Consider the following 15,396-nt stretch of genomic DNA (forward strand, 5'->3'; position numbering starts at 1 on the left):
GCCCGACCTGCGGTGCACCTTACGGCTTTTGGTAAAAGCTACTGCGCTACAAGGTCGAATAGGTGATCGTCAGGTAATACAGACCACCAACACTCGGCCCGGCAGTGAAGGTCGTGTACGGCCGATTCAGAATATTCGTGCCTCCCAGCTTAAACGACAGATTGGGGCTGGGGAGCGTATAACTCAGTTGCGCATCGAAGGTGTTGATGGCCGGTACCGTACCCGTTGCCAGCGACGACTGCCACAGAAATGAGCTCTGGTATTTGTAGTTCACCGAGAAACCTACCCCCGACCAGATCGCCGGATTCGAGATGCCGACATTGGTGATCCATTTCGGGGTATTGAATGCTTCTTCCAGCCCATCGCCCTGGTCGGTACGGTCAAGTTTGGCAAGCGATGCATTGCCCGAAAACACCCAGTTCCCGCCCGCCGAGTACCGCAAGCCCAGGCTTGAACCGTAATTGTACACCGTCGTTTTGGAGTTGGTCCAGAGTCGGTAGCGGTCCTGCTGATTGCGGTCGGCCAGGTAATAGGCCAGCGAGTCGGGATTGCCCCCTTTCGGGATGTTCGCTTCTACCTGGGCGATGAAATTGTGATAGACGTTGTAGTAAAAATCGACATCTACGTACAGTTTTTTGGTAAAAAACAACCCTTTATACCCCAACTCGATGCTGTTGACCTGCTCCGGCTTCAGATAGGTGTAGGTATTCGGTTTGAGCAGGCCTTTGTTTTTCTGGATGGCCTGTTCAGTAGTCAGTTTGTTAGTGTTTACATCGGTATTGATGGCGGCCTGAAACGCATCGATGGCCGTGCGAAAATAAGATCGCTCGAAAATACCCTGCGACATGATTTTCAGCCCACCAACCCGCTTGACGCCCCCCGAATTGACATTCGAGAACGCTTCAAACAACGACGGGAACCTGTAGCCCGTTTGGTACGACGCCCGGAAATTGTGATTCTCTGCGGGCGAAAAAACCGCGGAAATCCGCGGGTTGACCTTCGTATCGAAATACCGGTTTTTATCGACCCGAATCGATCCGCTCAGTTTCAGCCGTTCCTCGAAAAACGTCCGGGAGGCCTGGACGAAGCCGCCCGTTTTGTCGTAGATCAGGTTATGGTCGCTCCGGTCGGGGTTGATAAAATAGTTGCCGTCCGGAAAAACCACGTAACGGCGGTAGTCGAGGCCTGCCAGCAGATCGATGCCGGTTTGCGCCCGGAAGTTCTTCCACAGCACGCGGGTCGGCTCTACCTGGCCTTCTGCGTGGTACATCCAGGATTTCACGCGCAGAGCCGCGCCAACATCCCAGTTATTGATATTCCGTAGTTTAGCGACCTGGTCGTTAAACGCGGCAGAACCCGGCTGCGGTCGGCCGGCGTCGGCTGTTGACCGGGCCAGCCGAAGCGCATCGGGCACCGGCTGGTCGGCCGCGGTGCTGGCCAAAAACTGGTTCGAAAAATCAGTAAACCACTGATTGTCCGACTTGAACGACTTGTCGATATTCTCAGCCATCGAGCGAATGTTATACGAATCGCCGGTGTTTTCACGCGTCCGATACGCCCGGATGTGCACCGACGGAGACTCCAGCGTTAGCCCGTGCTGATCGAGCACATAATTTTCGAGCCGGAAGCGGTTCGTACGCTGATACACATTGTCGAGAGTAGCGGCTTTGTACCGGTACGAAATCGTCAGTGTCGGGTGAATTCGCCAGAAGACGGCCACATCGCCCCGCAGATTAGCCAGCCGCAGATCGGTAGTTTCATTCTCAAAATAGCCCGTACGCGCAACGGTATAGCGTTTTCCCGCCAGTGTCAGCGTGCGCCGGTTCGCCGACTCATCGCCATAATTATTGACCAGATCACGCCCCGGATTATCGGCTCCAGTCAGGCCAAGCGAGGTGTTGGCATTCGGATTTAGGTCAGCTGCATCGCGGGCAATCCAGTCGTACCCCCGCTGGTAAGTCAGATTAACCTTGAAAGCCAGCCGCGAGCCAATCGTCTGTGCATACCGCAGGCTCGTTTCGCTATATACTTTAGCCGAAACCAGCGGGTCACTGAGGTGATTGACGCCTGTTTTCTGACTGATACTAAACCCCGGCGAGGTAAACGGGTCTTTGGTAATCAGCTGCGCAAGACCATTGAGGGCATTCAGGCCGTACAGGGCCGAAGCCGCGCCTGGAACGACCTCTACCCGCAGAATGTCCAGATCCGACGGAGCCAGCGCATTGGCGATGGGCGCGCCGATGTGCGGAGCCTGGTTGTCCATTCCATCGACAAGCTGCACAAACCGGACGTTGGTTGGATTGGCAAAGCCGCGTGTATTGTACACTTTGAAACCCAGACTGGAGGTGAGCAGTTGTACGCCTTTCAGGTTTTCGATGGCGTCGAAATACGACGGTTGAGCCGACAACCGAATTTGCCGGGAATCGAGCAATTCAATACTCACCGGCGATTTCAGGATGTTTTCGGGCACCCGTGAAGCCGTTATAACAATTTCATTGAGCTGTATTTTCCGTAAAGAGTCGGCCGGTTTGATGGTGCCGTCGGGCTGCACAGCCGCCTGCACCGTTCCGAAAAGACCCAGGAAGAGCCAGTATAGTTTCTTCATGAAGAGCGTTATTTCCGACGAAATATAATGAATCGTTGTATTCTATCGAAAATAACGCCTTTGACGAGCAGAATTAAGCTGAAATTATGACCTAATGGGGCAATTTGCCCAGTTCATCGAACAAAAACTGTTGAAACCGCTCCTGAAGCGCCTGGTAGTGTGCGAGGTATTTTTCTCCTTCCGGCGTTACGATGGTTCCGCCCCCTTTCTCGCCACCCGTTTGGGTGACAACCAGGGGTGTATCGGCCTGGGTATTCATGGAATGTACCAGTTCCCAGGCTCGTTTGTACGACATGTTCATCGCTTTAGCCGCCTGATTGATCGATCCGGTACGTTGAATATGCCCCAGCAGTTCCAGACGACCGATGCCCATAAACCGTTCCGCGCCGTCGGTAGTAGTTGTTTCAAGCCAGATACGGCCATTTACACGAAGGTTCATACCAGAATTTGACTTTTTCCGGGACTAAAGTACGACATCAGGCGATTCATTGACCGACTCACCTGGTCCTCCGGTGTTTTAAGGCCTGGCAACCCGTCTGACATTCATCTGTCGAAACGCGCTCTTAAGCCGAACCAGCTCTTTGTTTTTCAGGCTGATCGAATCTTTGGCCTGCTGGCTAAGCCGTCGGGCGACGCTGTCGGACAGAAACCAGCCGAGCGGGTACTTATTGTTGTAAGCCAGTCGCAGGGTTAGATAATTGGTTTTCGGGTTGGCAAAACGGTCCATAAACGAATTGAACATGTTGTCGCGGGTTGCCGAACCGTTATCCCAGGCGTTGAAGAACGCCAGCAGCGGAATCTGCACTTCCTGCAATACCGACCGCTTGTGCGGCAACCGGACAATGGTGTTGCCGTTCTGAACAAACAGAATATACGGGATGATCCTGACGCGCTCCAGCGTATCCAGCCGCCGAATCGAAGGCACCAGGTTATTCAGCAGTTGAATACAGGTTTCTACCCCCGAATTGTCGAAATACCCCCCATCGACCACATGCCCGCCATAGCGCTGGTGGCTTCCGTCGCCCAGCAGGGTATCTTTCTGAATCAGTCCGCCGTTGGTTACGACCGGGAATCGGCTGCATAGCGATGCGGCCGTTTTGAGCGGCACGTCGCTCCCCAGCACATCCAGGGTCGACACGACATTTTTGAAATAACGCGGGTCCAGTTGCAGGTTCGAGGTAATCACTTTCTGGCCCGACTCGGCGAGAGTTCCATTCAGCAGCAGCGAAGGAAGGTTGTAGTTGTAGCCGTTGGGCGTCTGGTACAACTGCGTCAGGGCCGAATCGAGCGTAGACAGGCCGAGGTTATCCCGATACGATCCCGACCAGGAGTCTTCCAGCCACTTAGCGCGTTCCAGACTGGGTATCGGCACCGGAATCAGCCGCTGTAACCCTTCGGGAAACAACAGAGCCGACGACACCGCCGACAAATAATCGTCGCGAATCACCTGCCGGAATTGCTCAAATCGCCTTGTCCGCTCCAGTTCGGCCACGTCGCGCAGAAAAGCTGTGTAAAAAACCGTACCGACGCCCCCGCCCGATACACCACTCAGCGCATACACATGCCGACTAAAACCGGGAATGATCGAATCGAGCCGGATCAGGGTTTCGGCCGTCCAGTTCAGCGCTCGAATGCCGCCCCCTTCGGCCGCCACCAGCACCAGCGGGATCGTATCGCCATCCTCCCGACGTCGGGCCGCCACCCACTGGCTAAAATGCGCTTCGACCGTCGGTCGTACCGAAATGGGCGGTACCGCCGGACTGTCAGCCTGCCGAACAGCCGTATTGTCGTTGAAAGCGCTGATCAGGACCATATACCCGAATACCAGCAGCACAAGCGGCCGGTAGCGGTAGTCATTGAAATACACCACCAGACTTCCCCAGAAAGTGTACATCGAAATCCCGAAAATAATGATGGCGGTTGGGCGCAGGCGTCGGGCAATTTCCCACTCGACGGGTAGGCTCAGGAGGCTGATCAGGAAAATCGTCAGGGAAAACCCGGCCGAAACCACCAGCCGCCCAAGCCGGTGCCGCCACAGTTCCCGAACATCGTATCCGAAGCTGGTATACCGATCCGAAAACCGCCAGTGCCGGGGCAGGCCGAAAACCGCTACGCGCTGCTCGACCCAGCGAAACAGCGCCAGCATCAGGCCGCTTTCCAGCAGCAGAATATACGGTTGCCAGCGGTTAGGCTCCCAGAACGCATACGCCAGAATCAGAGCCGGGATTACACCACCCATCTTGGGCAGCCACCGCAGCAATACATCGCATTCTTCATTAAGCTGCAGACCCACTGGCGAGATGTGCAGAATCATGCGCGTGCTGCCGTACACAGTCCAGCTCCAGATGAAGGTGCTGAGCAGGATGTACTGAAACAGTCGGCTGAACACTCCGCTATCGATCACGGCGTCGATCATGTCGGCCGCCTGATCCGGAATGTTCAGGATGTAGAACGAAAGAAGCAGGGTTATGATGATGACGAAGGCATTGCGCTGCGTCTGGTAAAACGCAACGATGTAGTTACGAATCCGTTGCCAAAACGAGGAATGACTGGCCGGTTGCACAGGAAAATGAAGGGTTGCGTCGAGGCCCTGAAGGTACGGGTTTGTGATCAACCCAGTGGTAAACCATCGCTTTATTTTTTGGTAGCCTTGCAGTTACATACTATGAAAGAAGCTTAAGAACGTGTTGGGGAATTGAGAAAGATTGAGGGTCATGCCAACTTTGTGGTCGCCAAACTACAGAGTCATGACTAAACAGTGGAAGCCACTGATCGACCCTCAATGGGCCGAAATTTCTCACTTTTTTGATCTTAAACGAAAACGTAAACATGATTTGCGCTAAATGCTCAACATCATTCTATGATTGTTGAAAACCGATTGCCAGTGGCGTAATTTACCTGAAGAATGGCCCCATTGGCAGGCCTTCTATTACTATTTTGAGCAATGGAGTCAAGATGACACGTTTGAGCGGATCAATTTCGCTTTGAATCAGTTAGATCGTAAGCAAGTTAACAAAGAAGCTTTGGCTTCGGTATTTTGTATTGATTCACAGCGCATTAAATTAAAACCAATGATCTTTGGACATCGGAGTACAGATGCCAATAAGCGCGTTAATGGCCGTAAACGGCAACTTATCGTTGACACCCAGGATCGGCTCTGGTGGTTGAGGGCCATTCAGCCAATCAAGCCGACGGACCAGCAGCGGTTTCGTTGATTGGGAATCTGCTTCGGCGAGTGGGTGAACGCTTAGAAAAAGTTTACGGCGATCAAGCCTATAATGGTCTTTTTGCCAAAGCATTAGCTGATTGGTCAATTGATCGCTCCGGCGACCCAATTTGAGAAGGCGTCGCGCCCTGAATAGGCTCAGTAGCAGAACGCCCGTTCCCGATCCCGGCCAGTGTCATTGTCGTTTCCTTCTTGCGAGGGGATTTAGATGAATTGAGTATAACGGTTTCTCTCTTTTCAACTGGTCGGTTGGCAACTAACAGGTCAAATTTGGTCATTTCTGATTGAACAAGCACGCAGAGTAGCCAAGAATCTCTTCATTATGCTACTATACAAACTAATCTCACAATACAAACAATTTTATAAAAAATTGATTTTGATCAAGACTTTGTAAAGTAAAGGCGGAGAAATTTGTGACTAATCAAATCTCCAAACCCATGAAAAATACCTTGTTTACCACTGTGTGTACCTTTTTCATTGTATACTTGATTTTCGGTTGTCAAGATCTAAAGATTGATATCCCCCAAGTTAACACTTCGGTAACAGATAATTTAACTACCCCTATATCTATTGAGGAAGCAAAAGACATTATAAATACCAAAGGTTCATATGGCAAAAAACCCATTTGGGAATTAGCCGAAAGTATCACAAAAAATAATATTACTTACATTCAGGTACCAGTAACGGTTGAGAATAATCTGATTCCAGCAATTCCAGATAATAAAAGTCAAGTGAATAATCTCATACATCGATTTAGCCAAAATGAACTAACCCATCTATTTTTTTATAAAGATAAAAAGGTGTAATTAAAACAGAGGTTTTGACGTATATGCCAGATGACAGTTATTACCTCAGCTTGAAATCAATTGATCAACAAAATAATCTTATTAAATTTTCTGGTTTTGTCACGATTAAAAACTGGGAGGATAAGTTTATTGCCGGCTACAAAATTAGAGATGATTTAATTATCTCTGAGCTTACATATATAAGTTAAAATAATAAAGCGAGGATAGCTGATGCTTGTGGTTCAACACAATGGATGCGATGTACTTGTAATGTGGACCCATCTAATCATTATGATTGTAGCTGTACAGTATATGGGATGGATTATTTCGGTTGTCTTTATTACCCTAACCCTGCGACTGGTAGTAATAATAATCTAGTTACTTATACAAATGGAGGTGGAAACGTTTTTACTATATCCTCAGATGGTGGTATTAACAATAGCGCAATTAATGCTAACTATATTACGTACAATACTGGAAATGAACCTACTGTAAGTATAACTGATGCATTAAAATGTTTCGCTGTTGGAACGAATACAAGCGATTTTAATTACTCTATCACTGTATACGTTCAGGAACCTTATCCAGGGAGTGGTAAGTCTATTTCGTATGGCGGTAACCCTGGGCACGTTTGGATAGGTTTTCAAAAGCAGAATAAACAAACAGGAGTTACTTCATCAAGTAGCGTTGGGTTATATCCAAACTCATATGGACCACAAACTGTAAGAAGTGGCGTGCCTTCAGCCATTATGGAAAACAGTACAACTCAGGCCACTGTTAGTATAATATATGCTGTTAACAGTAGCCAGTTTGATCAGGCTGTAACTAGTGCAATTAATAATAGTAGAAGGAGTTATTCTTTAGAAAACTATAACTGTACAGATTATGTAAATAGCATTATGTCTGATACCGGCCTAACGATACCTAAACCAGTCTCTTATATTGTAGTATTTTATCCACTGCCATATAATAATACGGATGTCTTTACGATACATTCTCCTGGAGCTTTGGGAAAAATTTTAAGAAATATGAATTCGAACGCAGTAAAAACTGGTCAGAACCCACCTCAGCGTAGTACTAATTGTAACTAGGCCATATACTTCTATCAAGAAGTATATTTTTTACTGATAATTATTTATAGATTTATATTATTTATAGAGTTAGTCAAAGCTTGTAAATAATATAAATCTATAAATAATTCCAATTGTAAGTAAAGTGTTGTTGAACATTAATTTTTCGGAACATGAACACGCAAAAGATTTTCAAATGGTTACCAATTATTACTTATCTATTTATTACCCCTTGTGGGTCGCATACTTTTTGTGTTCCGCTTTTAATTACATTACCTATAGGACTATTTGCAGGTGATTTCAATGGAATATTACCTTTAATAGGCCTAGTTTTAATTATTTACGCTAACACAGCTAGCATATCTAAGAATAAAATTCTGTTTATAATTGGTGCACTAATTTTAATAGTTACAATATTTAAACTTATATATTATGACTTTACAACCAAAAATTACGATTATGTCTGGGATAGTGCTATTACATATATAACTTTATTTTTATTTATAATGTGCTCGTTAATATCTATTTATGTAGTATTTAACGTAAAAAGCAAAACCGTAAAAGCATAAATCGTATTTTGTCCAATAGCCATTAACTCTTATAGGGCTACTTGAGCCAGAAAGCCCTGATACTCTCCTTTTGAATCCCGCCAGACAATGAATCCTTCAGCGATCATCCAGTTCAGATACTTAGCGAGCTTAGGAATATACTCCTGCCCTTCTTTCCAGGTAACCAATCGTGGGAATACATCTGGCGAGTCATATTTGACAGGCACCCAAATAAAATTTTCTTTTCCTTTTTGTACCTGTACACTATTCGACCAATCAGGCGATCGGTTGATCGACGTTTCGGCAATCCCCGAGCGGAGCCGCTGGTAAACTGAGGCAGGTATATATCAGAGAACCATTGACGAGAATATTCTAGATTTAGAATAAAGGAAGCAGAATTGTCTGGGGCTATGGCTAAGATTTCGGCTTCTTTACAACTATGAATAAATGCGGTTCCTGTCAGAGCGAGCATACTCTTGACAAAAGTTGAACGGTCCATTATAGTTTTATTTATGATAGAAGACAAGCAATAAAGTGCGGGTTAACCCGTACACAATCAGATGCGCAATAAGTCAAGTCGGCAAACAACTGATTATGTACGATCTCGAAGGCAGATGGTATAAGTATTCATTAGACACGCGGTGTAACAATGCTCATAAATGAAGTACTGAGGTCAAGCCAATAAGCCGTTTTTACATACCCTTGAGCGTTTAGTGGTTATACATTAGATTTTTTGAAAGCGTCGCTTCCGTCGCCAAACTGTCGCGGGGTTTTTAGTATATTTAATTCAGCTATTATTACTTTTTTAGCAATAAAATGTTATTAAATATAACAAATTATCTAATTTCATCAAATGAAAGAATGATTGTAAGAACTGTAATTTTTCACATATTCTCTATCTGACTTGAGTTCTATACATATGATCAGATTAAATAATTTTATTAATATCATATATATTAAAATTTTACTGTAGAGAAAAATTCTTTAAAAATTTCAATTGTCATTGCTCCATCGTTGAGCCTATTAGAGCGGTCTAAATGCGACTGGTAATTATTTCATCCTGAAGACGTAAGGATAAGACCACGCTCCCTACATGGCAAATAAGTACCGGCCATTTGCCCAGCTTCGTCTTTCTTAAATGCTCCAAACCGGGGTGCTAAAAAATATACTATCTGTCTTAACCATTCATTTTTGGTAAAAACTTTCCTTGAAGCGTCCGGCGTGTCGGTTCCGGTCGTACCTTTCGGCGATAGTTTTCTCGCCCTGTTCGCCCTCTCTCGCACTGCCTGTCTGCGACCCCGGCGACCTGTCCCGACTATCGCTCTGGTTATGGACAATGTAGAATTGCTCTCCCGGATACAGTTTGCTTTCACCATCGCGTTTCACTACATCTATCCGCCCCTGAGTATCGGCCTCGGCGTCTGCCTGGTGATCATGGAAGGGCTGTATCTCAAAACAAAAGACAAGGTTTACGAAGAACTGACCCGCTTCTGGGTAAACATTTTCGCGCTTATTTTCGGTATCGGTGTGGCCACGGGGATTGTGATGGAGTTCGAGTTCGGCACCAACTGGGCAACCTACTCGCGCTACGTGGGAGATATTTTCGGGTCGGCGCTGGCGGCCGAAGGTATTTTCGCCTTTGCCCTGGAATCGGCCTTTCTGGGGATTCTGCTGTTCGGCTGGAACCGCGTCAGTCCCCGCGTTCATTTCATGGCGACGGTGCTGGTAGCGTTGGGCTCTATTTTTTCGGCCCTCTGGATTGTCGTCGCAAATTCGTGGCAGCAAACGCCCGCGGGTTATCGTATCGAAGGAGAAGGCATGAAGGCTCGCGCCATCGTGACCGATTTCTGGCAAATGGTGTTCAATCCGTCGTCGCTGGAGCGGTATTCGCACGTCCTGATCGGCGCTTTGCTGGCGGGTTCGTTTCTGGTGCTGAGTGTGAGCGCCTGGTATATTCTGAAGAACAAGTACGTGTTGCATGCACAGGCGGCCTTCCGGATTGCGCTCTGGGTAGCGGCTGTATCGGCGCTTTCGCAGTTGTTTACGGGCAGCAAATCGGCAGAGGTCGTAACGAAATACCAACCGGCCAAACTGGCGGCCATGGAAGGGCATTTTGAGAAATTAGCCCCCGCCGACATGTACCTGATGGGTTGGGTCGATGCCAAAGAGCAGAAAACCACGGGACTAAAAATTCCGGGTGGGCTGTCGTTTCTGATCCACCAGGATGTCAACGCGCCTATTCCCGGCCTCAACAGCATCAAACCCGAAAACCGACCGACAGCCGTCAATTTTGTTTTTCAGACGTACCATACGATGGTAGCCATCGGAATGACGCTGATTGCCCTGACGCTGTTTAGCCTGTTCCTGCTCTACCGCAAAAAACTGTTTCAGACGCGCTGGCTGATGACCATTTTCGTGTTCTCGGTGCTGCTGCCACAAATTGCCAACCAGGTCGGCTGGTATACGGCTGAAGTGGGGCGGCAACCGTGGGTCGTCTACGGACTACTGCGCACGTCGAATGCGCTGTCGCAGGCTGTCAAGGCCGAACACGTACTGGCTTCGCTCATTCTGTTCACGCTGATTTACGTCATGCTGTTCGGCCTGTTCCTGTATCTGCTCAACAAAAAGATCCAGCACGGTCCCGATGTGGCTTCGGACGAATCGCCTTCCTCGCGCATGAATCCGTCGTTTTCGCCCATTCTCAACGACTAACTTATGGACACCGTTCTTGGTATCGATCTTCCAACCTGGTGGTTTTTGTTGATTGGCGCGCTCATCAGCGGCTACGGCATTCTGGACGGCTTCGATCTGGGGGCCGGGGCGTTGCACCTATTTTTTCAGAAAGAGCAGAGCCGCCGAATCGCGCTGAATGCCATTGGCCCGGTCTGGGATGGCAATGAGGTCTGGCTGGTGATCGGCGCGGGGTCGCTGTTTGCGGCTTTTCCGGAGGTATACGGCACGATTCTGTCAGTATTTTATTTACCCTTCATGCTGTTCCTGGTCGCGATTATTTTCCGGGGAATCTCAATCGAGTTTCGGAGCAAGGAAAAAATGGCCTGGTGGCGCAAGCTGTGGGACGTCAGCTACTGCGTGTCGAGTGTGGTCATTTCGTTGCTGCTGGGGCTGGTGCTGGGCAATCTGATCCAGGGACTACCGCTGAATGCCAGGCATGAATTTGTCGGCCGCCTGCGCGATTTTTTCAATCCCTATGCCGGGCTGATTGCCGTTACGGTGCTGTCGCTGTTTATGATGCACGGCGCTATGTACCTGCTCATGAAAACAGAAGATCGTCTTTATGCCAAGCTGACCATCATCGCTAACAACACCAGCAAATTCTTTATCCTGTGCTTTATCGCGACGTCGCTCGCAACGCTGATTTATGTGCCGCACATGACGGCCATTTTTAAAGCCAATCCCGAATTGTTCGTGCTACCGATTGCGGCCGTGCTGATCGTGCTGAACATTCGCCGAAGCATTGAAAAACGGCAGTATCGACGCGGGTTCATCTCATCGGCGATCACGACGGCGCTGCTGCTTATTCTCTTCGCCATGGGCCTATACCCAAATTTGGTCCTCTCGAACGTCGATCCGCAGGGAAACATCAGTATTTACGAAGCGGCTTCGTCGGAGGGCTCGCTGCGCACGATGCTGCTCTTTGCGTTCATCGGTATGCCGTTGGTAGCCACCTACACTGTATTTATGTTCTGGACATTTCGCGGCAAGGTCAAGCTGGAGGAGCATAGCTATTGACTTTCAGACCGCTCTCCTCTTCGCAGGGCATTCACCAGGTTGTGTGCCCGGCGCGTGGGTTCGGGGATTCGATAGCCCCCGTCGCAGGCGAGTGTCAGCGAAATAGCGGTTTCCAGATCGATCCGGTGGCCGGGCGATACATAGACGGGATTGACCTTATTTTTGGTCCGAAGCGCGGCCCCGATCACGTCGCCGTAATGCCGCATGGGCGACCACGAACCACGCTCCGGGGCCGGTTCATCGTACTTACCCACCAGTACCGACTTTCCGCAACCAAACGTTGGCCGGTTCAGAAACAGTCCTCCGTGCGAAGCTATTCCGATCCGGCGGGGATGCGCCGTCCCGTGTCCATCGAACATCACCACATCGGGTTCGGTCTTAAGTTTCTGCCAGGCCTGCAGCAGCGACGGAATCTCACGAAACGACAACAACCCTGGGATATACGGAAACGACGCCGTACTGACCACGCCCGCTTCTTCAATAGTTTCCAAGGTGTCGAGCCGCAGGACGACAATGCCCGCGTAGACCGTCTCCTCAAATTTATTGAACGAAATGTCGCAGCCTGCAATGGTTCTGGGTGGTTCGGCCAGCGGTTCGATGCGGATCTGCGAGCGCAGTTGCTGCTGAAGCGCGACGGCCGCTGCGGGCGAAACGTTCCAGTCATGGAGGGATTGGTAAGTAGCCATACGAATGCGGGAGTAGGTGGCTACGTAACTACCGGCACTGGGTCAGGGTTTAATCGATCATTCGTTGTTCGGTTCCTTTATAAGTTGACAAATTGAGCTACAACCGTTTAGCAATTACATCGCCGTTCTGGTGAACAACAACCTGCGATACCTGTCCGACTTCATTTTTGTGAAATGTCAGCTGGGCATCGACCGCTTTCAGGAAAAAGTCGGTTTCTGTTTCCGGGTAGATCTCGAATTTATCCTGCCCGGTCACCTGCAGAAAAAGCGTTCCTTTTTCGAGGGTTATGGACAGAATCCGTTTGGGATCAAGCCGGTACTTGCCCACATACTGGCTCAGGATATTTTCGTCGAGCCGTATGGTTTTCCGGTTTTTAGGCAGTTGGTACGGCTGCCCGAATGTGATAAAGATCAGGTCACGGACAATTGGCTCAAGCGTAGTCAGGTCCGACGCATCGTCAACGTTCGCCAGCATGATAATGACGACATCTTCTTTGGGAAACAGGACGAAGAAGGTGGCGAAGCCGGGCAGGTTCCCGTTCTGGAACACCAGGGTTTGCTTCTGGTTAAGGGTATTTATCCCCCAGCCGTAACTCCAGGTTGTTTTCCCGATCGGCGTGAACGCCCGTTGCCAGTCCTCCGCCTTTAGGAACTGATTCGATTGTATCGCCCGCGACCAGCGGTACAGATCACCCACGGTGCTGTACATGCCCCCGGCCGCATAACCGGCTGTGGAGTCGATGGAGGGCACGGCTACCAGCGCCGAATCGTTCGGGAAAGTGTAACCGGTTGTTTTTCCCGGTTTTCGCAACTGGTTAAAATCAAACCCTGTATTAGTCAGACCAAGCGGGGTCAGAAACCGTTCGCGAATGACCGTTTCAAACGGCTTGCCGGTCACTTTCTCGATGATCAGCCCCAGCAGAAAATAGCCCGAGTTGGTGTAGTGCATTTCCCCTCCAGGCTGGCTGGTAACGGGCTTGCTGCTGAAGCGGGCCACCAGTTGTTCTTTTGGTATAGGATGGGTAAAATCCAGCCTGGCGGGGCCATCCTGTTTGTAGAGAAAATTTTTGTAGTCGTAAATACCGGAGGTATGCGCAAACAACTCATTCAGCGTAATCTGATCGCCATTCGGATAATCGGGCAGGTATTGACTCAATTTGTCGGTAACCGAAAGCCTGCCCTCCGCCTGCAGTTGCAGCACAGCCGCGCCCGTGAAGGTTTTCGTGATCGAGCCAAGCTGATAAATGCTGCCCGTATCGTTCAAGGTTCTGGCTGACTCGTTGCGCCACCCGTATCCTTTCTGAAGCAGGATTTCACCTTTTTGCGCGATGAGCGCCGAACCGTTGAAGCGGTGAAGTTTTGCCGAAGCAGCCAGATATTCATCGAGTTTGTCGGCGGTTGTCCGGACGGGCTGGGCCTTCACGGCACCTAATCCAGCGCTGACCAGCGCCAGAATCACCCATAGAGTTCTTTTCATCAGACGTCGTTTTTGGGCCAAAACAGGCCGAAACCAACGCGCTGGTCTACTCAAATCCCGATTTGAGAGGTATTTTCTTTTGCTGAGCGACGTATTCACTGGGTGATACGCCCGTCAACTGCTTGAAGGTCCGCTGAAAAGTGGGTTGTGAATTGAACCCACAGTCGAAGGCGATGCCCGTAAGCGTCAGGTGTTCGTAAGCCGGGTCCAGCAAACGCTGCTTAACGACTTCGATGCGGTATTCGTTGATGAAGCTATTGAAATTCTTATGGAGATGCTGATTCAGCACCGCCGAAATGAGTTTCGGACTGAGCCGGGTGTGCTGGCCCAGCTTTTCGACCGTCAGTTCGGGGTCCAGAAACTGCCGGTCGGCTGTCATGGCATTTCGTAACGTATCCGCAATCTGATTTACCAGTTCGTCGGACAATTCGGCACCGGGCGATTTCGGCGGTTGCGGAATGGGCACGTCGGTTCGGGCGTAGAAATAGCCTTTAAACCCGAGCCAGTAAATCAGCACCGCAATTGGAACATAAATCGGATACCAGCCAAAGCGATCCAGCAACGGCCCGCGAAGCGACGAAATGATGTAGGGCACCAGATGAACGAACCAGATGACCTGAAAAATCAGAAAAGCGTTGACGAACTGGCCGAGCCAGCGTAGATGCGGTTGACCTGCCTGCTGGTTTTTAACCGAGGAAAGGTGCTGTTTTAGCAAGCGCTTCGTCAGGATCAGATAGACCGTCACCGAAAGCCAGCGAGGAATATCTACATACGTATTGTACTCATCCATCAGGCTCCCCCAGTCCGGGCCTGCTTTCTGCGGGAAAACACCGGCCAATAAGCCAATGATAAACGTCCAGCCGAGCAGCATGGCGCCCCAGTCGAGCACAACTGGATAAAAATGACGCCGTTCGACTTTACCGATCCGGAACGTCTTAGTCAGCATGGATTGGGCGTAAAAGTAAATGAGCGGGCCAATCGGCATAGCCATGATGAAGGGCAAAAGCTCCAGCATAAGACCTACCCACCGATGGGTAATGGGCGTGCCCACCGAAAAGCTCATTAGCGCCAGTAGACCGATTAGTGCAGCCAGCAACCGGTTCGACAATCGACGGCCTTTAGGATTGATCCACAGCAGGGTTGCCAGGATAAATCCCTGCAGCGACCCCAGCAGTACGATCAGATCGAAAGGAGAAATAGTCATGCCGGAACGCGCTGGAGTACAGCGAGCGGTTAAACAGAATCGAAG

At 49.5% G+C, this 15,396-nt stretch carries 11 protein-coding genes; 5 read left to right on the top strand and 6 right to left on the bottom strand.

Annotated elements, in window-relative coordinates:
- Positions 1-46 precede the first annotated feature (46 nt).
- From ACYVC2_RS01525 to ACYVC2_RS01535, 3 genes are all read right to left on the bottom strand, one after another.
- Positions 47-2,605 (bottom strand): TonB-dependent receptor, encoded by a 2,559-nt coding sequence (locus ACYVC2_RS01525; protein ID WP_461100510.1) that lies wholly within the window; start codon positions 2,603-2,605, stop codon positions 47-49.
- 91 nt (positions 2,606-2,696) lie between these two features.
- Positions 2,697-3,044 carry a winged helix-turn-helix domain-containing protein gene (locus tag ACYVC2_RS01530; protein ID WP_461100511.1) on the bottom strand — a complete coding sequence of 116 codons (348 nt, stop codon included), beginning with the start codon at positions 3,042-3,044 and terminating at the stop codon, positions 2,697-2,699.
- A 78-nt stretch (positions 3,045-3,122) separates the two neighbouring features.
- Complete coding sequence (locus tag ACYVC2_RS01535) at positions 3,123-5,219, bottom strand: hypothetical protein (RefSeq protein ID WP_461100512.1); 2,097 nt, start codon at positions 5,217-5,219, stop codon at positions 3,123-3,125.
- Positions 5,220-5,469: 250 nt separating this feature from the next.
- Between ACYVC2_RS01535 and ACYVC2_RS01540 the strand changes: the two genes are divergently transcribed.
- From ACYVC2_RS01540 to cydB, 5 genes are all read left to right on the top strand, one after another.
- Complete coding sequence (locus ACYVC2_RS01540; RefSeq protein WP_461100513.1) at positions 5,470-5,820, top strand: transposase; 351 nt, start codon at positions 5,470-5,472, stop codon at positions 5,818-5,820.
- Between the two features lie 448 nt (positions 5,821-6,268).
- Complete coding sequence (locus ACYVC2_RS01545) at positions 6,269-6,637, top strand: hypothetical protein (RefSeq protein ID WP_461100514.1); 369 nt, start codon at positions 6,269-6,271, stop codon at positions 6,635-6,637.
- 296 nt (positions 6,638-6,933) lie between these two features.
- Positions 6,934-7,707, top strand: coding sequence for a hypothetical protein (locus ACYVC2_RS01550; protein ID WP_461100515.1), 774 nt, complete (start codon positions 6,934-6,936; stop codon positions 7,705-7,707).
- Positions 7,708-9,563: 1,856 nt separating this feature from the next.
- Positions 9,564-10,946, top strand: a complete 1,383-nt coding sequence (locus ACYVC2_RS01555) for a cytochrome ubiquinol oxidase subunit I (RefSeq protein ID WP_461100883.1) — start codon at positions 9,564-9,566, stop codon at positions 10,944-10,946.
- A gap of 3 nt (positions 10,947-10,949) precedes the next feature.
- Positions 10,950-11,984, top strand: a complete 1,035-nt coding sequence (gene cydB, locus ACYVC2_RS01560) for a cytochrome d ubiquinol oxidase subunit II (protein ID WP_461100516.1) — start codon at positions 10,950-10,952, stop codon at positions 11,982-11,984.
- Here cydB and nfi read toward each other — a convergent pair.
- The 3 genes from nfi to ACYVC2_RS01575 form a co-directional block, all read right to left on the bottom strand.
- Entirely contained in the window at positions 11,978-12,670 is a 693-nt protein-coding gene (gene nfi, locus ACYVC2_RS01565; RefSeq protein WP_461100517.1) for a deoxyribonuclease V, read from the bottom strand. The two genes, cydB and nfi, sit on opposite strands and share 7 nt — an antisense overlap.
- Positions 12,671-12,767: 97 nt before the next feature.
- On the bottom strand, positions 12,768-14,147 hold the full coding sequence (locus ACYVC2_RS01570) for a serine hydrolase (protein ID WP_461100518.1): 1,380 nt from the start codon (positions 14,145-14,147) through the stop codon (positions 12,768-12,770).
- A 46-nt stretch (positions 14,148-14,193) separates the two neighbouring features.
- A complete protein-coding gene (locus ACYVC2_RS01575) occupies positions 14,194-15,351 on the bottom strand; it encodes a helix-turn-helix domain-containing protein (protein ID WP_461100519.1) in 1,158 nt (385 codons plus the stop codon).
- Positions 15,352-15,396 lie beyond the last annotated feature (45 nt).

The sequence above is a fragment of the Spirosoma koreense genome (assembly GCF_054777875.1).